Annotated in this window: 12 protein-coding genes; 3 read left to right on the top strand and 9 right to left on the bottom strand. The window is 62.2% G+C overall.

Annotated features, from left to right (window positions below; translation table 11 throughout):
• Window positions 1–14: 14 nt before the first annotated feature.
• The 6 genes from JIN81_RS04560 to JIN81_RS04535 form a co-directional block, all read right to left on the bottom strand.
• Window positions 15–1778, bottom strand: a complete 1764-nt coding sequence (locus JIN81_RS04560) for an MbnP family protein (RefSeq protein WP_200277028.1) — start codon at window positions 1776–1778, stop codon at window positions 15–17.
• A gap of 187 nt (window positions 1779–1965) precedes the next feature.
• Window positions 1966–2478, bottom strand: coding sequence for an EF-hand domain-containing protein (locus tag JIN81_RS04555; RefSeq protein WP_234044493.1), 513 nt, complete (start codon window positions 2476–2478; stop codon window positions 1966–1968).
• Between the two features lie 212 nt (window positions 2479–2690).
• On the bottom strand, window positions 2691–5792 hold the full coding sequence (locus tag JIN81_RS04550; protein WP_200277022.1) for a sulfatase-like hydrolase/transferase: 3102 nt from the start codon (window positions 5790–5792) through the stop codon (window positions 2691–2693).
• A gap of 487 nt (window positions 5793–6279) precedes the next feature.
• Entirely contained in the window at window positions 6280–8733 is a 2454-nt protein-coding gene (locus JIN81_RS04545; RefSeq protein ID WP_200277019.1) for an arylsulfatase, read from the bottom strand.
• A gap of 185 nt (window positions 8734–8918) precedes the next feature.
• Window positions 8919–9155: a hypothetical protein gene (locus JIN81_RS04540; RefSeq protein ID WP_234044492.1), complete on the bottom strand. Its 237-nt coding sequence runs from the start codon at window positions 9153–9155 to the stop codon at window positions 8919–8921.
• Between the two features lie 88 nt (window positions 9156–9243).
• Entirely contained in the window at window positions 9244–9522 is a 279-nt protein-coding gene (locus JIN81_RS04535; RefSeq protein ID WP_200277013.1) for a hypothetical protein, read from the bottom strand.
• Window positions 9523–10445: 923 nt separating this feature from the next.
• Between JIN81_RS04535 and JIN81_RS04530 the strand changes: the two genes are divergently transcribed.
• Window positions 10446–10586, top strand: a complete 141-nt coding sequence (locus JIN81_RS04530; RefSeq protein ID WP_200277011.1) for a hypothetical protein — start codon at window positions 10446–10448, stop codon at window positions 10584–10586.
• Between the two features lie 34 nt (window positions 10587–10620).
• On the opposite strand, the gene JIN81_RS04525 is transcribed toward JIN81_RS04530, so the two are convergent.
• From JIN81_RS04525 to JIN81_RS04515, 3 genes are all read right to left on the bottom strand, one after another.
• Window positions 10621–11565 (bottom strand): hypothetical protein, encoded by a 945-nt coding sequence (locus tag JIN81_RS04525; RefSeq protein WP_200277008.1) that lies wholly within the window; start codon window positions 11563–11565, stop codon window positions 10621–10623.
• Window positions 11566–12267: 702 nt separating this feature from the next.
• Complete coding sequence (locus JIN81_RS04520) at window positions 12268–14700, bottom strand: PPC domain-containing protein (RefSeq protein WP_200277005.1); 2433 nt, start codon at window positions 14698–14700, stop codon at window positions 12268–12270.
• A gap of 137 nt (window positions 14701–14837) precedes the next feature.
• Window positions 14838–16160 (bottom strand): DUF1501 domain-containing protein, encoded by a 1323-nt coding sequence (locus JIN81_RS04515; protein WP_200277002.1) that lies wholly within the window; start codon window positions 16158–16160, stop codon window positions 14838–14840.
• 133 nt (window positions 16161–16293) lie between these two features.
• Here JIN81_RS04515 and JIN81_RS04510 point away from each other — a divergent pair, with 133 nt between their 5' ends.
• Both JIN81_RS04510 and JIN81_RS04505 read left to right on the top strand, forming a co-directional pair.
• Complete coding sequence (locus JIN81_RS04510) at window positions 16294–18822, top strand: protein kinase domain-containing protein (protein WP_200276999.1); 2529 nt, start codon at window positions 16294–16296, stop codon at window positions 18820–18822.
• A gap of 5 nt (window positions 18823–18827) precedes the next feature.
• Window positions 18828–19727: a phytoene/squalene synthase family protein gene (locus JIN81_RS04505; RefSeq protein WP_200276996.1), complete on the top strand. Its 900-nt coding sequence runs from the start codon at window positions 18828–18830 to the stop codon at window positions 19725–19727.
• The last annotated feature ends 52 nt before the right edge of the window (window positions 19728–19779 follow it).

Below are 19779 nucleotides of genomic sequence, written 5' to 3'. Positions count from 1 at the left end.
CCAGGGGCGGACGGTCAGCGTTCCTGCATCGCGGGATCGGTCAGGCTCCTCAGGAAGGCCACGAGAGCCTTCTTGTCGGCTTCGTTCAGCCCCAGTCCCTGCGGATGCTTCGCGAGGTTGGGGTCGAGGGTGGGGGACAACTCGAAGGGGGTGTTGTAGTGATCGATGACCTCCTCAAGCGTGGCAAAGCGACCATCATGCATGTAGGGGGCGGTGAGGGCGATGTTCCGCAGCGATGGGGTGCTGAACTTGTAGCGGTCGCTTTTCCTACCGGTGGTGGCCTCCAGTCCAAGGTCCTCGGTCGGCGGCAGACCAGTGTTGTGAAAACCGTGATCGGTGAAGAGGGCGCCGCCGTGGCAATGGAAGCAGTCGGCACCCCGGCGATCGAGTCGGGGTTCGGATTCGGTGAAAAACAGCTCGAAGCCGCGCTTTTCCTCGGCGCTTAGCTCGGTCTGCCCCTTCATCGAGCGATCGAACTTCGAGTCGAAACTCATTTTCGTCAGCAGGAAGTTCTCGATCGCCAATCCGATGGTTTCTCCCGTGATCCGGCCACTGCCGAATGCCTTGGCGAATTGACCGGGGTAGTCGGGGGCGGCCTCCAGCTTCTTGATGACCTTTTTGATGGAGTTGTCCATCTCCAGGTGGTCTTCGATGGGGACGAGTGCCTGTGAGCGCAGCGAGGATGCCCGACCGTCCCAGAAGAAATCGTCCTTCCACGCGAGATTGAAGAGCGGCATGGAGTGGCGTGGTCCTGGCTGGCCCTCGACGCCGAGACTGAAGCGGCGGGGGTCAGACATGACCTGTCCCTGATGGCATGAAGCACAGGAGATCTCCTGCGTTCTGGACAGGAGCCTGTCGTGGAAGAGTCGTTCTCCGAGGGCCACCCGCTCGGCGATGAGTGGGTTGTCGAGGGGGAGCTTCGGGATAGGGATGTGTCTGGGGAAGGAGACGGAAAAGGGCGTGGGTGAAGCGGGCAGGTCGATGGGGATGAGCCTGGGTTGCGCCGGCATCTCGATGCCTTGACGAACATGGAGCACCTCAAACGCTTCGGGCAGGTTGTTCTTCAGCTGACTCGCGACCGGGTCGCCTGCCTGGGAGTGGGTAGTGGCGCCATCCTTCTCGAAGGAAAGACCCCGCAGCAGTTTTGCGAGGTCCAGGCCGAGCACGACTTCGGTCTCGTCAGTCACTTCGATCCCGGCGTTGAGGGTGATGGTGGTGCGATTGTTGTCGTTGGCGAAGTGGTAGGCGTAGCCTTCCGGGAGGGTAGCCCCCTGCTTCCTCCAGTGTCCTTCGAGGGCCATGAAGATGTAGCCGCCCTGCCAGTCCCAGTGAAGCCGGTTGAGGTTGGGATTCAGGGGGTGGTCGGCGATGTAGCCGGCCGGGTCGGAATGATTGAGTGCGGAGTCGAGGCCGACGTGGAAGGTGATGGACTGATAGTGCCCGGGCGTCACGTCGTGGATGCGGATCCGGTCGCGGGAGCGGGTGGCATCGATGAATCCAACCGTGTCTGAGTGCTGGCTGGCCGCGCCTTCCGCCCCGGCCAGACGAACATCGTGGATCAGATAGGCCAAGCGGGTGGATGAGTATCCCTCGCCGGCATGGTTCTTGTATCTGAGTGAGTCGAAACGGAGGGGGGCACTGGAATCAAAGTGGGTGAAAACGAGGTCGAGCGAGGCGGCGGAAGCGTTCGAGATGGCGAGGATGACTGCCGCAAGCAGCGCAGATCCATGAACAGAGATGCCTCGATTGATCAGGGCTGGGGGGTCGACGCTCGACATGGTCATTCCGGGTGGGGGTCGGTCGCTTGACTCTGACGATTCCGGGGGGGCGTCGGAAAGCACGAATCCCCTGAGTGCTTCCCGCTTCCAGACAAGGAACACGGTTTCATGAAGAGGCGACCCCATCGACGCTCACTTGGGGAACCGGCAGTGAGCCTCGATGGGGTGGGTTGAGGGTTTCCTTGGATCAGCGGCGAGGGCCTCCAGGAGGAGGTCCGCCCTGTCCGCCTTGAGGTGGGCCTCCTTGTCCGCGGGGGCCTTGTCTGCGGCCCAATCCGGCTTCTTCGGTGCTGAGTTCGCCGTCGCCGTCGGTATCGAGCTTGAGGAGGGATTCCGGGGCCGCAGCGATTTCGGCTTCAGAAAGGGAGCCGTCACCGTCGGTATCGATCGCGCTCACAAGGGGTGATGGTGGAGGTCCGGGAGGGCGCTCCTGGTTCTCGTCGTTGCGCTTGCCCCGGCGCTCTTCGCGAGGGGGTTCGGGGCGCATTTCTTCGCTGCTCAGCGCCTTGTCATCGTCCTCATCGAGCTTGGACAGGGCTTTGCTGGCGTTCTTGATCTCCCGGGCGGATAGTTCGCCATCCTGATTCCTGTCGAGCTTCTCGACGACGGGATGGGGTGGTGGGCCGGGAGGCATGGCCGATACGACTGTGGGAAACAGCAGGCCGAGTGCGAGGGCGGGAATGATGGGGTGGTTTGTCATGTTCATTGTGCGGGTTGGCATGACTGAGTGAATGCTCTGATTGTAAATCTCTGATGTGGAAGGGCGGATCGATTGTAAATCTTTCGTCAGGGAAGAGCGGAACCGTCCAAAGAGATCGAAACGATGAGAAGATCTTGTGATCACATGGGTGGCTTTGATGAGTCACCGCACGCCAGCATATGTGTCCCTAACGGCTTCCGAATCGTGGCCTGCTAGGGAGCCGTAGTGATGGCGATGGCCTGGAAAACGCGATTCCCTCCCGTCGGGTTGTTCGGGTTGTCGGGAAAGGTGACGATGGCAGGCGTGTTGACCGGATCGTATGGGGCTCCACTGCTGTCGGGGAGCGTGCATTGGACCGAATACTGGTCCGGGGCGCCATTGACATCGACCCGCGCAATGAAGGTGGCCGGGACGCCGTCGATGGTGATCGAGATCGGGTTCATGGCGAGGTTCGGGGGCACCCCTGCCGGGCCGGAGGGTGTGGTCGGAAGTTCGAGATAGAGCGTGGGGCCTGCAGGTGTGGGAGGTATGAGTGATTGATTCTTGGCCACCAGTGCCTGGTAGGCAGCCTCGTGGGCGTCTCCGGGGTTCGGCGGGGTCGTGAGGGTGGTGGATTCCACTCCGTTGGAACCGAGGGCATACATCTGGTAGACCGGGATGTCGTCGGCGTCCGTGACGTCCTGAACCGACACGAGTTTATACTGCGGCCAGTCGTCGAGCATCAGGGCGCGACCGTCAGTGGCGGGATCGAGCCCGAATTTTTCCGCGATCACACACCGGTCCATCGCGTCGTGCCCGTGGAAGATGGGGAGGAGCGAACGGGAGTGAATCTCGATGCCTTGGGTGGCATTGGGAACATTGATGCCGGCGATCTCGAGGATGGTGGAGAACAGGTCGACCACGTGGACCATCTTGTCGGTGGTGCCGGTCGCGATCACATCGGGGCCGACGGCGAAGAACGGCACGTGAATGCCTCCCTCATTGAGTGATCCTTTCGCTCCGGCGATGCCGCCCGCAGGAGATTGATCCACCTGCCCCGGGGTCCCATTGTCACCGACGACGATGATGTTGGTGGTGGCGAGGTCCACGACTTCGAGAAGGCGTCCGATCTCATGGTCGAGTGCTTCGAGCATGCGGATGTAGTTGTCTTTGTTGGTGGTGCCGGTGGTCGAATAGCCCTGGGTCGGCGTGACGTAGGGGGCGGAGTCGTGGAAGGGATCGTGCGGGGCGTTGAAGCCCATCCATACCACCCAGGGCTCGTCCCCCTGGGCGGCGATGAAGGAGGAGGCTTCATCGACCTGAACCGAGGTGGCGTAGGGGCTGCTGTAAGTTCCGGGGACGAGGCTGTTGATCCCTGTGCCGCTGTCAGTGGTCGTGCCATTGACGATCTTCACGCGGGTCCACGACGCGTAGTCCTGGACCCCGCCGGTGAGGGTGCCGGTGAAGTTCGGCCAGCCGCCGGTGTCGGCGGGTCCCGAGGTGCCGGAGCCGAGGTGCCATTTGCCGAACGAACCGAGCCGGTAGTCGGGTGATTCGGTGGCCATGATTTCGGGAAAAGTGAGTTCGCTGTCAGGCAGGGTGGAGTCCGCCTGGGGGTTCCCGACGGTGTGCTGATAGGGGTGGCGCCCGGTCAGCAGGGTGGCTCGTGTGGGGGAGCAGATCGGTTGGGAATAGCCACGGGTGAAGAGGAGTCCGGCATGGGCGAGGGTCTCCAGAGTCGGCATGTTGGCGAGTTGGATGCCGGGTCCGGGGGAGTTGTAGAGCTCGGAGGCATCGATGCCCCAGTCATCAAGGATCAGGAGCAGGACGTTGTGGCGGGGAGGCGTTCCGACGATGGAGTTGTCGTAGTCGTAGCCGTTGTCATCGAAGGGGGCGAGGTAGTCGAGTTCACCGCGGTAAAAGTGCGCCCTCTCGGTGGCGGCGCGACCCGGGTCCGCGATGGTGGTTCTGGCTGCATCGGCACGGCGCGTGGCGAGAGGGACCCAGGGGTCCTGGAGGTTGGATCGTTCGATGGTGTACTGGCCCCCCTCGGCGGTGGACCATGTCAGCGTGATGTCTCCGTTGCCCGGGTCGACTTCGAGATCCTGCAGTGCCAGGTCGGTCTCGGGGCCACCCTCGAAGATCACCGATCGGCCGGCGGGAAGGTTGACGTTGTTGGCCCCCTGGACCGTTCCGAAGTAGTAGCGGCTGATATTGTAGGGAAAGACCGGAGTGCCATCCGCGGCGATGCAGGAGAAGTAGGCCCAGGTGCCGCCCGGGAACTCAGGCGTGACGCAGTAGCGGACGTTGTATTCGTTCAGATCAAAATCCACTCCATGGGTCATTCCCAAGTCGCCCTTGTAGGCGTAGTCCTCGAGGTAGTGGCCGAGTGTATAGGTTGGGTTGACGTTGGGGCCGTGCTGGCCGGTTGCCAGTGGGTTGGTTCTCGAGGGTTCGTTACGGGTGATCCACTCGGGGAGAGAGGTCCGCCCGGTGGAGATGAGGTTGGTGGAGCCGTTGCTGCCATCCCGCTTCTGATACCCGGAACTCATGCGGCGGACTCCGCTCTCCGGATCCATCGGGTCGGAGTAGCCGTAGGGTCCGTAGAGGGGGAAGCCGTCGAAAGTCCACGCGAGGATGGGGGAGTGTTGTCCGTTCGGGGCTTCGGTGTAGGAGTTACTGGAGGCGTCGTAGTTGACGGAATCCCCGAGGAGGTGTCGCAGGCCGAAGGGGTTGGCGTGGTAGTGGTGGGTGCCTCCGGCCTGGTGGGCGAGGGCGGGGTCGAAGGTGTCGGACTCGTTGACGAAGGCATCTCGGTTCCAGATGCCGTCGCCCCGATTCGGCACGGTGGGTGGCCCTGCATCGCTCTGGGTGGCGCTGATGAAGGAAAAGGCATCCCTTGAGTCGAACATCGCCACGCCATCGACGAAGTAGCCGATGGCTCCGAGTCCGGTGAGCGGTTTGGGTGCAGGTGCGACCTCGGGGGCCAGCGGAAACCTTGCCGTTTGAGCGATGTTGGAGGGGTAGTTGGGGAAGAGGCTTCCGTTTCCTCCATACCAGGGTCCCATGACATGGAATGCGAGACCACTGGTCCGGATGTAGAGATCCGTGGACGTTCTCGAGATCTCGTTGACCCCCGCATAGGTCGGCTGGGGTTGGCCGGCGCCGCCGTTCGGGTGCAGCCAGCTCGTCGTCGCGGCATTCGCCGATTCGTCGGCGGTGGTCGGGTAGATCCGGGCATACTGCCCGGACAGATCGGTCAACCATGAGCTCTCGAGCGGGGCGGCCGCGAGGGGCAGGAGGAGGGAAGTGGTGAGGAAGAGAAGTCGCTTCATGCCGGGTTTTCAGGATGAACCGTCTTCTCGGCGAAGGGTTGCGCCCCGGCAGACCAAGAATTGTTAAGAGTCGGTAAAGGCGACGGATGTCCTTCGGGTGGGGGATCCCTAGAAGTAGATAAGAATGTTCAAAGGCGCCGGCACACCCGGCTTTGCGAGCCATCTGGTTTGGCGAGACCCTGGCTGAGCTCTGCAGCGCTCATCCCTGTTTCAGCAAGAAGTCCTTGGGGAATGGTCTTCACCAATTGCCCCCCACGCCCCTTGGGGGCGTTCGATTAAATCGTTTGAAGGAAAGGGATCAATGGAGCGGCTGATTCCCGGAGATAGACTGCGGCTACGGGATCTTCTGCTTCAAACGGGATCAACTTGCCTGATTTGACGTGAATCACCCCGGCCATGGTGAATCCAAAGCCATGATCAGTTCTGTATCCATTGCAGATCAGAATGAAATCAGCCTGCTCGAACTGCAGGAGAAGCTGTTCGCGAATCAGTCACGAAGGGCGCGGCGCAGCTCAAGTTCGCGGTCTTCGTAGGCGGCACCGTCGACGGAGACTTCGACCGACTGAATCTGACCCCCAGTGAAGCGACCGGGTGACTGATATTGTTCACTGACCGCATCGCCACTGTCGTAGCCGATGCACAAGCCATCGCCGGAGAGGGTGAATTTCCCGGGCTGGGTGCGCATCTTGCCCTCAGCCACCACCTCGTCGTTCACGTAGAGCTTGGTCTTGCCGAGGCTCTCACGGTTATCGCCGGCACCTTCACGGGTGAACTCCATTCCCAGAGTGTACTTGCCGGGGGCGAGAGCTTTCTTCGAAACGAATTCCTGCTCGGGCTTGATGCCGAGGAAATTGTAAACGTAGTGCAGCTTGCCGTCCTTGATGAACAGGGAGTGGCCCCCGAAGCGCGAACCGTGGGCGAAGATCACTCCCGACGCGTCCTGTTCGATGGTTACGTTTGCAAGAACCTTGTAGGAACGGTTCCTGACATTGACGGCGACGCCCTCGGGAATCGCAGTCGTTCCCGGATAGTAAGTATAGCGCTCCCGGATCGGCTCGGCGCTGGGCCGTTCCACCGCGAGGATCTGGGCGGCTGTCCGGTCGTCCAGCGGCAGTACGAGGTTGGATTCCGCCTCCTCGTCCCACGCTTTGACCAAGGCCTTGAGCTTGTCCGGGTGTTCCTTTGCGAGGTTCTTGTTCTCGGAACGATCGTCATCGACGTGATACAGCTCCCATTCGTCCTCGGGGAATTTCCCGCGATCCGTGAGCGGCGCGTGCACCGCCACCGCCTTCCAGCCCTTCTCCCAGACGCCACGGGTTCCCAGCATGGCGAAATACTGGCGGTCCCGGACCGTCGGACCATCCGGTTTGGCATCGAAACTGTAGAGCATCGACTTGCCGGAAAGCGGCCATTGTTGAACTCCGCGGTAGACGCTCGGCATTTCAAGGCCAACCGCCTCAAGGATCGTTGGCGTGATGTCCACAGAGTGTGAATACTGATGGCGGACTTCTCCCCGGGCCTTGATCCCCTTCGGCCAGTGGATCACGAGCGGCGAACAGGTGCCACCCGAGTGCGAATAGCGCTTGAACATCTTGAACGGAGTCGAGAACGCCGCCGCCCAACCGGTCGGCATGTGGTTGTAGGTCTCCTCGCTCCCGAGGACGTCGAGGTACTTCATGTTCTCCTCAAGTGAGTCCGGATAATCGTTGAAGAACTTGTTCTCGTTCACGGATCCACTCGGGCTTCCTTCACCCGAGGTGCCGTTGTCGGCACCGTAGATGACGAGGGTGTTGTCGAGTTGTCCGGTCTCCTCGAGATAGTCGATCAACCGGCCGACCTGGGCGTCGGTGTATTCCGAAAATGCGGCGAAAACCTCCGCCATGCGGGAGAACAGCTTCTTTTCGTCCTCGTTCAGTTCGCCCCAAGGTCTGACATAATCCGCCTTGTTAGCCCGGTCCTCGGGGAAGGGATTCAGCGGCGTCAGCTCCGTTCCTTCCGGCATGATGCCCTTACTGATCATCTTCTCCAGAACCCACTCCCGATACGCTTCGTAGCCATCATCGAACTTGCCCTTGTACTTGGCGATGTAGTCTTCGGGGGCGTGATGTGGAGCGTGATTTGCGCCCGGACAGTACCACATGAACCACGGGCGGGACGGATTCGACGCCTTCTGGTTGCGAAGCATGCGGATCGCTTGGTCGGCGAGGTCCTTGGAAAGATGATAGCCGTCCTCCGGGCCATACGGTTGCTCGACGAATCGATTGTCCTCCACGAGATCCGGGAACCACTGGTTGGTTTCGCCTCCGAGGAATCCGTAAAAGCGGTCGAAACCCTTGGCGAGCGGCCATTCTTGCCTGCCCGCGCCTGGCGCGACATCCGGTTCGGCGACGTTATGGTTCTTCCCCAGCCAGAAGGTGCTGAATCCGCTGTCCTGAAGAACTTGCGCGACGGTCGCGCACTGAGCCGGAATGCGTCCACTCCATCCGGGGTAGCCCTGAGCTCCCTCGGTGATGCAGGACATCCCGTTGAGGTGATGGTTGCGCCCCGTAAGAATCGTGGAACGGGTCGGTGAGCAGAGGGCGGTATTGTGCCATTGGGTGTAGGTGAGACCGTTTTTGGCGAGTCGATCGAGCGTGGGCATCTGAATCCGACCCCCGTAGGCTGACCAAGCGCCGATCCCGGTATCATCGTAGAGAATGAACAGGACATTGGGTGCCCCTTCCGGTGCCGCCTTGGGAATGTAGGGTTTCCAATCCGGTTTCGAATCGCGGATGTCGAGCTCGATCTGGCCATCATAACCCTCTGGAGGTGAGGGGTCGATGAAGTCACCCGGCGTCTGTGCATACGATGCCGAAGTCAGCAGTACGGACGTGGCGAAAGTGGCGACGAACCGCGGAATAGGGACGAGGCGGCTTGAATGGCGTTTGAGGGTCAAGTTCATGATCTGTGGGGTCTCTGAGCCGATGATGCTGCTTCGGAGAGTCTGATGGGTGGCATGGATGCGAGGTCCTACGTAGGACAAGAATGATGATCCTCCCAGCTTGAAGAACATTTCAATGCGGAGGTTAGGAGGCTAACAGGACGATGGGCTGAGCCGAATGTCCTGATCGCGCCGGGGAGAGGTGGTTAGTCGGAACCGGACGGGGTCCAGACCTTGTCGACGCGAATGCTGAAGGGACTTTTCTTCCCGCTCGAGGCCTCGACACCTTCCCCGTGCCAAACGAGTTGGCCGTCCTCGTCTCGGTACCATTCCTCCAGTTGGATCGACTCCTCCCGGTATCCCTGTGCCACCGCCTGATCCTTCACCCACACCTCCAGATCGGAAGCGTTCCAGATCTTGTCCTTGGTGGTGCATGCTGCCATGAGCAGAGACAAAAACAGTCCTGGGAGAATTCGGATCGCACGCATGCCTGAGAAAATTCGGTGGATGAATGGATGATAGCGGACGCGATCAGCGGATGCCTGCGTTGTAGCCGGCCTCATAGCCGCGGAAGAAGTCGCTGCGGTCCGCCTCGGAGTAGAGATACTCATGGCGGGTGGGGGTGCGCGACAGGCCTCCCGCGCCATCCGCCCTGCCTTTTTCGTAGCCAGCGGCGTAGCCCGACGAAGTGGCTGCCGCCGACCCCGCGGTGCTGCCTGGATTGGATTCTTCGACAACAACGCAGCTGCTGGAAAGAAGAGGGACAATCACGGCGAGAGTGGTGATGAGATGGTTCGTTTTCGTGTTCATGATGAATGAGATCGGATCGGTAATGCTTCGAAACAGGGATGCGCGAATGTGCGATTTGTGTTATCGCAATCCAATATCACGAAAGGCCCACTGGAGCGAAAGCTCTTTTTCGGGCAGGGTATTTGAGGATGGGCGGCATGTCGGTCCACCCCGATTTCCCATCACTGTCCGATTTGGGAGATGCCAAAAGCCTTATTGGGACCGTCCCGCGTGGACTCGGAACCGCCGTGTAAGGAGCCGTACGCAGGGTGGTGTGGGACCGGGGAGCTAACGACTCCTCGGGACCCGGTTCGGCTTTGGTTCTTTGGCGTTTTCAGGGAGTGCCACTGCATCGTCCACACCGTAGTTCACGGATTGCCGAATAGGATCGTACCCGCAGCAAGACACAGGCACCCTGACATGGCCAACACGGCTACGAAGCGGAAGTCCTCCCATATGAAGCGGTGTGAAGGAGTCTGATCCGCCTGAAACTCTCCGTCAGACATCCTTCGGACTGCCCCAGCAACGGCGCATCCAATGCCTGCGCCCAAGAGAAACCAACCGCCAATCAATAGCGATCCGTGAACTGGCTGGAGTTGGAAAAGTCGGTAGTGATAATCACCGAGACTTCCGTAGCGGCTGTAGCGCGCGCCAAGCAGTAGGAGGCAGCATCCTCCCAGCAAAACTGGAAGTGCATTGATCAATACTCGTTGGACCAGTGACATGCGAGTTTCCTTCGAGGTCGCCCGACTACTTTCTCAGCGAGATTCTATGGCTGATGAGCGAGTTGCGTCAGTCGTGTTGGTGGAAAAGTGTGAGTGGTGTTGCCGCCGTTCCATTTCTCGCGGGCTATTCCGGTGAGGAGCAGAGCCGCATGTTTAGCGCACTTCCCCGGAACAGGTTCCGGTTCGTGCAACCATAAACAAAGAACAGACGACAACACCATGAAAGACACCTACTCCATCGGACTCGACGCCCACAAGGAATCAATCGCCATCGCCTACGCCCTTGGCGGAAGCCGCTCCAAGGCCGTGTATCACGGCGGCTGCGGCGGATCACTTCCCGCCATCGCGGCCGCCCTGTAAGGAACCGTACGCAGGGTGGTGTGGGACCGGGGAGCTAACTACTTCCCGGGACCCGATTAGGATTGTTGTTTTCCGTGGGGTGGTCGTCCTTAGGAAAGGTGAACGTGAAGCGATTCTCAAGCCACCAAGAGCGGAATCGCCTGATTGCTTCGTCGATGCTCGGGTCGAAGTTCACGTGCTCGTAACCGAAGTCCTGTCCTGCTGCCCGGGTAATCGCGTTGAACACGTTGTGGCGGTATTGATGATTCGGTTGCTCGCCGCTCAGGGGCACAACCTCCGCATCAAGAAGTGACTCAAGAATATCGATCCCGCGCCTATCGTGAAAGGCCAGCAATGCCCTCCCAATCTCGGCGCGGCGATTGTAGCTCTCCCGTACGCTCTGCCGCTGGGCTGCCCGATAGATCTCGAGCAAGCGATCTGTCGCGCGGGGCGGCTCTAATGCACTGAGGATCTCAATCTCCATTTGATGTCCCTGTATCTGGTCGCCGAGACGGTTGGCAATCCACTCCGCGTCTCCCCAAGCAATCAGCGTCCGAATAATCGAGTCCGGTATAGATCCGGATTCAGACGCTACAGTGTGACGGAGTCTCCCTCGAAGCACCCCCTTCGATTCAGGAGGGAGGTCCCGTGAGAAGTTGCGGAGTCCCATCGCTGCATATCCTCTCGCGGCTGCGCTTAGGCCTTGGTCTTCAGCGGCTTGTATCAGCCCCTCAGCCGAATCAACTGAATAGCCTGAGATCGCCAAGCCCCATATTGCGTAGAATCGAAGCTTCTCTGGGGTGTCACTGGCGGCAGCAAGCTTGGCCACTTGCTTCTTATTGTCGTCTTCAATTCGCGGATGGCCATACTCATCGACTGCGATCAAAGACCTCTCCGCTACATCCTCAACTGCCGGAAACGGATACTCATCGGCCGCAAGAGAACCCATGTCACAGAGTGCCCAAGCGACCAGAACGGTGAGGCATCGGGCAGATTTCATGATGCTAACAGTATTGATTCGTAGGCGATCCGGGCAGGCTATCCCGGGTGGCCCATTGGGGGGAGTTTGATGGAGGATTCATCGAATTGGCAAGGGGTATCGGGTCGATGAATCGGTATATCAGGTCGTTGGAGCGGCGGCAGGGAGCGGGGCTGGTCGGGGAGTGATATCCCGGCTTTTCGGATGACTTGAGCGGGGGGATGAAGAGGGAGTGGAGAGTGGGGGGGAAGCTCCGCTTGCCCTGGGGATGCGCGACGGCGTCACGCGGTCCGGGTTTGGCTCCCTCACTCGCTGGCATCGCTTGGCCCCTGATCCCTTAGTCCCTGAACCCTTGGTGGGAATGGGGTCTCGGGCTGCTTGGGGATCACGGCCCTTCAGGCCGTATTGTTAGGGCGATTGTCCTACCCCAAGGCTGCGCCTTGGGCTGAGGGGTGTCGGCCCGTTGGGCCTGGGTTCCTAGGCGCGGGTTTCACCTAGGGCTGGGCCTTGGATTGAAGGGTTTGAAGAGTTGAGGGAACCGCGAAAGGGGCGCGAAACGAGAGCTCCGCATGCGCTGCGGTTGGTGAGTGGAAAGTAGAAAGTGGAAAGGGAATGAGGGGGCGTGTGAGCTGCAGCGGCTTGGAAAGCCGCGCTCCCTATATGCTGGCATCGCTTGGGCCCTGACCTCTCAGGCCCTGAACCCTTGGGTGGAGTAGGTGGCGCCTATTGGGAGGCTTTGGCCTTGGCTTGTTGGCGGAGTTGTTCGAGGCGGGAGAGTGGCTTTTTGGGGGCTTCTTTGGCGGGCTTGTCGGCAGTGGGTGGGGCGTCTGACTTGGGTTTGGCTTTGGCGACGGCGGGGCGGGGTTTGTCGATGCGGAGGGTGCCGCCTTGGGCGCATTGGTGGAGGATGGTGTCGCTCTGATAGGGGATGTGGATGCGGAGGAAGAGTCCGCTGTGTTTGCCGACGGCGGCGTCCTTGGCGACGGTGACGGGGAAGGTGAGTTGCTTGGTGTCGTGGCTGAACTCGAGGACCTGGGTGGAGGTGCCGTGGGGCAGGCCGATGAGTTCGGCTTTGGCTTTGCCGCTGAATTTCTGGTTGGTCTCGAGTTTGCAGAGGACGGCGACGTCCTGGCCCTGCTCGGTGGCGCCGAGGTCGATGCTGGCGGTGAGGTAGGGCTCGGCGATGGTGAGGGGGACGAAGGCGGATGAGACGAAGAGGGGGCCTTCTTTGGCGTTGGCTTGTCCCTGGACGACGAGTTTCCAATCGCCGGGTTGGATGTCGCCGTTGGCGTTGAGTTCGTATTCGGCTTCGTTCTTCTTGGCTTCGATCTTGATGGTGTCGGGGGCGCCGATGCCGGGTGGTTTCCATGGGAGGCGCAGGGTGATGGGGGCGTCGAAGCCTTCTTTGCGTTTGACGCGGACTTTGAGCTTCTTGACGCCTTTGGGCACGATGGGGGCGACGGGGGATTCGACTTCGAGGGTGAAGGGGGCTTGGTCGATGACGGCGACGGCGATCTTCTCGCTGAAGACGGAGTGGTAGGGGCCCTGGTTGTTGATCTCGACGAGGTGGATGGCTTCTTCGAGCGGGCCGCTGAGTTCGGGTGCCTTGTCTCCGGTGGCATGGATGCGGAAGGCGTGGTAGCCGCCGGCGATGGGGGCGTCCGGGGCGGCTTGGAAGATGACGGGGAAGTTGCTGGTGGCCCGGGGGATGGAGGGCGGGGTGTGCATGGTGACGCCCTGGGGGAGGGTGAGGGCTTCGAAGCGGGCATCGCAGCCGAGGTTGGTGCGGGTGATGTTGATGGCGGTGGCGTAGCGTCCGCCGCGCGGGATGCAGATCATCTTCTGGGCCTGGGAATTGTTGCGCTCGGCCAGGGGCAGGGTGGCGGTGATGGCGGGCTGGCGGGTGAGGATCTCGAGGCGGTAGGTGAAGTCGGGGCCGCCGCGTCCGAGTTTATCGCGCACGCTGAGGAGGTAGTCGCCATCGGCGGGGCATTTCCATTTCAGGATGGAGTCGGGGCCGTCCTGGTCGTCGTTGTTGGCGAGGCCTTTGCCTTTGGCTTCGCGCAGGATGAGGGTGGAGTCGATGGGGGATCGGAGCTCTCGTCCAAGGACGCGGATTTCGAGGTTCTGGTCCTTTTTGGCGGTGAAGCGGTAGGTGTCGGTATCGTCGGGTTCGGCGAGGATGCCATGGGCGGCGCCGGGAATGGGGGGCATGGGGTTGGCCTCTTTGTGGGTGCCGTTGGGTTCGCTCTCGTTGATGCTTTCGAGGGGGGAGACGTGGATCCAGTTCGGCGAGGGGGAGGAGAGTCCATCGCGCTCGGCGAAGACGGGGAACAGGCCGCTGGCATCGGCGGGGAGGGTGACCTTGCGGGTGAGGTCGCCGGTGGCATCGCCGATGAATCGGAGGTCGATGGTTTCACCGGGTTTGGCGGCCGGGGGGAAGACGGCGGAGGGGCGGGGGAAGCTGCCGACGTGGAGTCGGTATTGGTTGGCATCGTGTCCTTCGTAGGCGGCTTCGCGGACGAGGATGCGGTATTCTCCGTCTTCGGGGGCGACGATGGAGGCGAAGGCATCGGTGCGGACGAGGGTGGCGTCATCGCAGGCGGCGAGTTCGAAGCGTTTGGGGTCGAGGATGGCGACGTAGACGTCGAAGAAGCGCCGGGCGAGTCGCATGGCTTCGACTTCGACGGAGAGGGTTTGGCCTTTTTTGAGGGTGACGGAGTAGAAGTCTTCGTCTTCGACTTTGGAGACGCCCTGGACGGTGCTGCCGAGTTGGATCTTCTGGGGGGTGTCGAAGGTGTCGTTGGGTTCGGCTTCCTGGACGGTGGGGAACTGGCCGATCCAGATGGAGCGGAGGTAGCTGACGCCGCCGGTGGTGCGCAGGCGGATGGGGTGTTCGCCGAGCGGGGCATCGGGGGCGATGCGGACTTTGGCGAGGAGCCGCTTGTCCTTTTGCTCGAATCCGAGCATTTCGATGCCGGGGCGGTGGAGGAGGAGTTCCTGGGGCTTGTCGAGGCGCTGGCCGACGAGGTGGAGCTGGAGTTCCTGGCCGCGCTGGGCGCCGCGGGGGAGGATGACGTCGAGCTTCGGGCTGAAGGAGGCGGAGGCGGCGAGGGTGAGCAGGCCGGTGAGAAGGAGGATGAGCTGCGGGCGCATGGGTGGTGAGTGGGCTTGGGTCAGCGTTTCGGCTGGGCCGGGATGTCGGCGGTCGCTGGCTGGCGGGCCGGCATGGCGTGGCGGCGCTCAGGGTGCGTGGTGCGGGTGGGCGCGGAGGTCTCTCCGGGGGCCCTGTTTCATGCGAGGATGGAGCTGAGCACCTGGCCGCCATCGACGATCTCGATGGGGCGGTTTCCTGGGGCCATGAGTTCCTTGTCGGCGGTGATGCCGATCTGGCCGTAGATGGTGGTGGCGAGGTCGGCGACGGTGACGCCATCGGTATCGACTTCTCCGCCGAGGGCATCGGAGCTGCCGTGGACGTAGCCTTTCTTCACGCCGCCGCCGGCGAGCATGACGGAGAAGACGCGTGGCCAGTGGTCGCGTCCGCCGGTCTGGTTGATCTTGGGGGTGCGTCCGAACTCGGAGGTGACCATGACGAGGGTGGAATCGAGCATGCCACGTTCTTCGAGGTCGTTGATGAGGGCGGCGACGGCCTTGTCGACGCTGGGTAGGTTGCCTTCGATGCCTGACTTGATGTTGTCGTGGTGGTCCCAGCCGCCGGCGGTGAGGGAGACGAAGCGGGTGCCGGCCTCGATGAGGCGGCGGGCGAGGAGCATGCGTTGGCCTGCCTGGGTCTTCCCGTAGCGTTCCTTCAGTTTGTCATCTTCCTTGGCGAGGTTGAAGGCTTCGCGGGCCTTCTCGGAGGAGATGAGTTTGTAGGCGTGCTGATAGAAGGCGTCCATGGACTCGAGGGCATCGGAGTCCTCGAGGGAGCGGAAGTGGTAGTCGACGGTCTCGAGCAGTGAGCGGCGGCGGTTGAAGCGTTCTTCGGAGACGTCGCCGGGGAGGTTCAGGTCGCGCACCTTGAAGTTGCCCTGGGCGGGATCGGAGCCGAGGGCGAAGGGTCCGTAGGCGGACGAGAGGTAGCCGGAGTTGGCGAACTCGTTGGGGACATTCGGGACGCAGACGTAGGGGGGCAGGTTGTTCTTGGAGCCGAGCTCGTGGGAGATGACGGAGCCGATGGAGGGATATTCGAGGGCGGGCGACGGCCGGTAGCCGGTGAACATGTTGTGGGTGCCGCGTTCGTGGGCGGCTTCGCCGTGCGACATGGAGCGGATCACGGTGAGCTTGTCGGCCATTTTCGCCAGATGGGGGAGTTTCTCGCCGAACTGGATGCCGGGCAGGGCGGTATCGATGGCGCCGAAGGGGCCGCGGTATTCGGCGGGGGCGTAGGGTTTCGGGTCGAAGGACTCCTGGTGGGCCATGCCGCCGGGCAGGAAGATGTGGATGATGCCTTTGGCGGGGCCTTCCTTGGTTTCGTAGAATTTCTGGGCTCCCATGGCCTGCTGGCGAAGGAATCCGGGGAGTGAAAGGCCGAGGCCACCGAGCAGTCCGACGTAGAAGAATTCGCGGCGGGAGCTGTAGCGTTCGAGTGGGTTTCCTGGGCAGTGAGGTTTCATGATTCTAGGGACGGGCGGTTCAAAGGGCTACGTGTCACAAATCGCCTTGTTTTCAGGCATCGTGAAGCATTTTTTGGTTCGTTCGGTTTCATTGTGGGGTTGTTGATCGTCCTTACCCCGCTAAGATCCCGCCATGGAATCACCGCATCTGGAAGCCTTCGGCGACCGTGAACTGCTTGGCTCAGGGCCGAGTGGTGCTGTGTTTCGTGCGGTCAAGGATGACGGCACGGTGAGTGCGGTGAAGCTGCTCGACGGGATGGCGGTGAACCGTGGAATCCTCGAAAAGGCGTGTGCCAGGCTGGAGCAGGGCGGCTGGCCCCAAGGGGTGCTGGAGGTGCTGGAGGCGGACTTCCGTGCGCGGCCGGCGGCCCGGGTGACGCCGTGTCTGGCGGATCCGACGGAGGATGGTCACTGGCGACCGCGCTCGCTGCAGCATCAGCTGGATGAGTTTCCGGGGGAGCGTTCGTGGGAAGTGGTGCTGGGATTGGTCGATGCGATGGCGGCGCTGCACGACCGCCAGGTGGCGCATGCGAACCTGAAGCCGGGGAATGTGTTTTTCGACGACGAGAACCGGGTGGTGGTGGTCGACTGGGCCCTGGGGAACATGCCGGGTGTGGGGCATCAGGAGTTCACGGATGCGTGCTTGTACCAGCCGCCGGAGCAACTGCGGTCGGCGGAAGGCTATCTGGAGGAGGAGGGATACCGGTGGGATGTGTTTGCGATTGGTGTGCTGGCGTATCGTCTGCTGACGGGGGCCTTCCCGCGCTGTGATGAGACTTTCCAGCAGGTGGCTCCGGTGAGTGGTGAGATTTCGCGTGAGGGGATCGCGGCGGATCTGCCGATGATCGCGAAGTCGCTGGAGGGGCAGACGGCGATCGAATGGCCGGACGGGCCGTCGAATGAGCTGGAGCTGCTCTACCGTGAAATTCTGGACCGGTGTCTGGCGCTCGATCCCTTGGCGAGGCCGGCGAATGCGATCGAGCTTCGTCAGTTGATCCGCCGCGCCGAGGTGTCGGTGGAGGAGGAGGAGAAGCGGGATGCGGTGCTGGACCAGCATCGGCGGGCGCAGCGTGCGGCGTGGCGTGCGAGTCTGGCGGCCGGGGCGTTGCTGGCGGGTCTGGTGGCGATGGTGTTCCTGTGGCAGTTGGCCCAGAGTCAGTATGATCGTGAGGTCGAGGGTCGGAAGGCGGAGGTGGCTTCGCTGGAAGGGCGTCTGGCCGAGGCGGAGTCGCAGCGGGACATCGCGAAGGCTTCCGAGGACGAAGCGCGGACGACTCTAACCACCGAGCGCACGACGTGGCTGGCGCGGATCGAGGAGTCGCGTTTGATCGGCGATCGATTGTTTGCGTGGGCGATGGAGAAAGGTCATCGGAGTCTGCCGCCACTCGATGGGCGGGAGCTTCGCCTGGCGCGCTTGGAGGCGTATTATGATCGTTTTCTGGAGCGCACGGCGCAGGTGCCGGAGCTTGACGAAGAGCGCGCGCGTGCGCGGCTGCAGCTGGCGGAGATCGCGCTGGCCAAGGGGGATCCGAATGAGGCGACGCGGCGGTTTGAAGTGGCGGTGAAGGCCGCGGAGCAGCTGGAGGACAGCGCGGATCTGGATCTGCGGCTTGCGACGGACCGTCTGGTGCTGGCGCTTCTACTGCAGGAGCAGAATGACCCGAAGACGGGGGATGCATTTCTGGCGGCGCGGCAGGCGCTGGAGCGGGTGCCGCAGTCCGAGGTGGATGGCGACCGCATGACCTATCTGCTGGCGACGCTGGATCTGAATGAATCGCGGTTCCTGGCGGTGGCGGGCAAGGAGGGGGAGGCCTTGGAGCTTCTTCATCGTGCGACGGAGAAGCTCAATGCGCTTGCGGATCACCGGCCGGAGGCGGCGATTCTGCGATCCGAGTTGGTGGCGTGTTATCTTTCCTCGGCGGGCATCCTCGATGGGATGGGGGAGATGGGCGATGCGCGTGCGCTCCGGCAGATGGCTTCCGAGAAGCTGCTGGAGCTGATCAAGGAGCGCCCGGAGGATCTGAACCTGCGGCTCGAGCTGGCGGGGTGCTACGGAGCGATCGCGGAGAGTTCACTGATGGCAGGGGATGTGGTCCAGGCGGAATCGATGTCGAAGGGGGCGGTGAAGCTGCTGACGGATGTGCTTCCGCAGCGGCCTGACAGTGTGGTGGCGCGCTCGCGGCTGGCGGCGCAGCGCGGGCTGATGGCCGGCATCCTCCGGGACCGCGGTGAGGGTGAGGAGGCGCTCGAACTTTACGATGAAGGGCTGCGTCTGCTGGAAGGCATGGCGGTCAGCGAGAAGGGGGATCCGATGGCGAGATACCGCTACGCCCTGCTGACGTGGGAGAAGGGGAGGATGCTGGGTTTCAGCGGCAAGCGTGAGGAGGAGATCGTGGCGGAACAACGCGCGGTGGAGATGCTGCAGCAGCTACTAGAAACGCCGTACGGTGTGGCGAGGGGTGAGCAGATCCGGCGTTCGCTCGGGTATCTGCTGGGTGATCTCGGACATGCGGCGCAGTTGGTGGGGAATGACGACCTGTCTTCCAGTGCCTTCACCCAGGCGGTGAAAACCTGGGAGAATCTGAACCGGGAACGGCCGGGCAGCGAGGAATACGAGGAAGCCCTGGCGTGGAACCGCCAGCGCCTCGACGACGTTCGTTAGACCGCATGGCGAGCCCGGATGCCACTTTGTTGCGCGATGTGTCGCGCTCGTTCTACCTGTCGCTGCGGGTGCTCCCGGGCCCGATGCGTCCATCGGTCAGTCTGGCCTACCTGCTGGCACGGGCGAGTGACACGCTGGCGGACACGGCGGAGGTGCCTGCGGCGGAGCGACTGGAGCTGTTGGACGGATTCATCGCGGAGATGGAAGGTGGAAGTGCGGCATGGCGTGAGGATCTGAGTGGGTTTTCATCCCGCCAGCGGCACGACGGGGAGAAGCGGTTGTTGGAGCGTCTGCATGAGGCTTTCGGGCTGTTGGCCGAGCTGCCTGCGGGGGAGCGCTCGCTGGTGCGCGAGGTGGTGGCCACGATCACGGGTGGGCAGCGTCTGGATGTGCAGCGTTTCGGTGAAGGGGGAGGGGTGTTGCCGGATGATGAGGCCTTGTTGGACTACTGTCATCGGGTGGCGGGATGTGTGGGGGTGTTCTGGACCCGGATCGGGTTCGAGACGCTGGGGGAACGATTTTCAAGGGAGCCTGCGGATCCATTGGCGGCGGTCGGCGACCGCTTCGGCAAGGGGCTGCAACTGGTGAACATTCTGCGCGATCTGCCGGGTGACCTGAAGGAGGGGCGCTGCTATCTGCCGGTGCGGGATCCTCGGGATCGCGACGAGGTGATGGCGGTGGCGGCGCGGTGGCGGTCGACGGCGCGTGAGTGGATGGCCGAGGGTGAGCGCTACGCGGCAGCGATGGGGGGGCGTCGGCTCAAGGTGGCGGTGGCATTGCCGGCACGGCTGGGGAGGGAAACGCTGGATCTGTTGGACGGCGCGGATTGGGAACGGATGGAGGGCGGCGTGAAGGTATCGCGATCGACGGTGCGCCGGTGTCTGTGGCAGGCGTGGTGGATGTGAACGGCGGATCTCCGCTGGACTTTGATGCATCAAACCGCATGGTTTGAGCGTC

Origin of the sequence: Haloferula rosea (assembly GCF_016595525.1) — a bacterium.
Classification (GTDB): domain Bacteria; phylum Verrucomicrobiota; class Verrucomicrobiia; order Verrucomicrobiales; family Akkermansiaceae; genus Haloferula; species Haloferula rosea.
Note: the sequence above shows the minus strand (reverse complement) of the source record. Positions and strands in the feature narration are given on the sequence as shown.

What these genes read in the sequence shown, in the direction of transcription:
- JIN81_RS04535 (WP_200277013.1), bottom strand. Translation starts at nt 9,522, where the DNA reads ATGAACACGAAAACGAACCATCTCATCACCACTCTCGCCGTGATTGTC.
- JIN81_RS04510 (WP_200276999.1), top strand. Translation starts at nt 16,294, where the DNA reads ATGGAATCACCGCATCTGGAAGCCTTCGGCGACCGTGAACTGCTTGGC.
- JIN81_RS04520 (WP_200277005.1), bottom strand. Translation starts at nt 14,700, where the DNA reads ATGCGCCCGCAGCTCATCCTCCTTCTCACCGGCCTGCTCACCCTCGCC.
- JIN81_RS04515 (WP_200277002.1), bottom strand. Translation starts at nt 16,160, where the DNA reads ATGAAACCTCACTGCCCAGGAAACCCACTCGAACGCTACAGCTCCCGC.
- JIN81_RS04550 (WP_200277022.1), bottom strand. Translation starts at nt 5,792, where the DNA reads ATGAAGCGACTTCTCTTCCTCACCACTTCCCTCCTCCTGCCCCTCGCG.
- JIN81_RS04505 (WP_200276996.1), top strand. Translation starts at nt 18,828, where the DNA reads ATGGCGAGCCCGGATGCCACTTTGTTGCGCGATGTGTCGCGCTCGTTC.
- JIN81_RS04560 (WP_200277028.1), bottom strand. Translation starts at nt 1,778, where the DNA reads ATGTCGAGCGTCGACCCCCCAGCCCTGATCAATCGAGGCATCTCTGTT.
- JIN81_RS04525 (WP_200277008.1), bottom strand. Translation starts at nt 11,565, where the DNA reads ATGAAATCTGCCCGATGCCTCACCGTTCTGGTCGCTTGGGCACTCTGT.
- JIN81_RS04530 (WP_200277011.1), top strand. Translation starts at nt 10,446, where the DNA reads ATGAAAGACACCTACTCCATCGGACTCGACGCCCACAAGGAATCAATC.
- JIN81_RS04540 (WP_234044492.1), bottom strand. Translation starts at nt 9,155, where the DNA reads ATGGCAGCATGCACCACCAAGGACAAGATCTGGAACGCTTCCGATCTG.
- JIN81_RS04555 (WP_234044493.1), bottom strand. Translation starts at nt 2,478, where the DNA reads ATGACAAACCACCCCATCATTCCCGCCCTCGCACTCGGCCTGCTGTTT.
- JIN81_RS04545 (WP_200277019.1), bottom strand. Translation starts at nt 8,733, where the DNA reads ATGAACTTGACCCTCAAACGCCATTCAAGCCGCCTCGTCCCTATTCCG.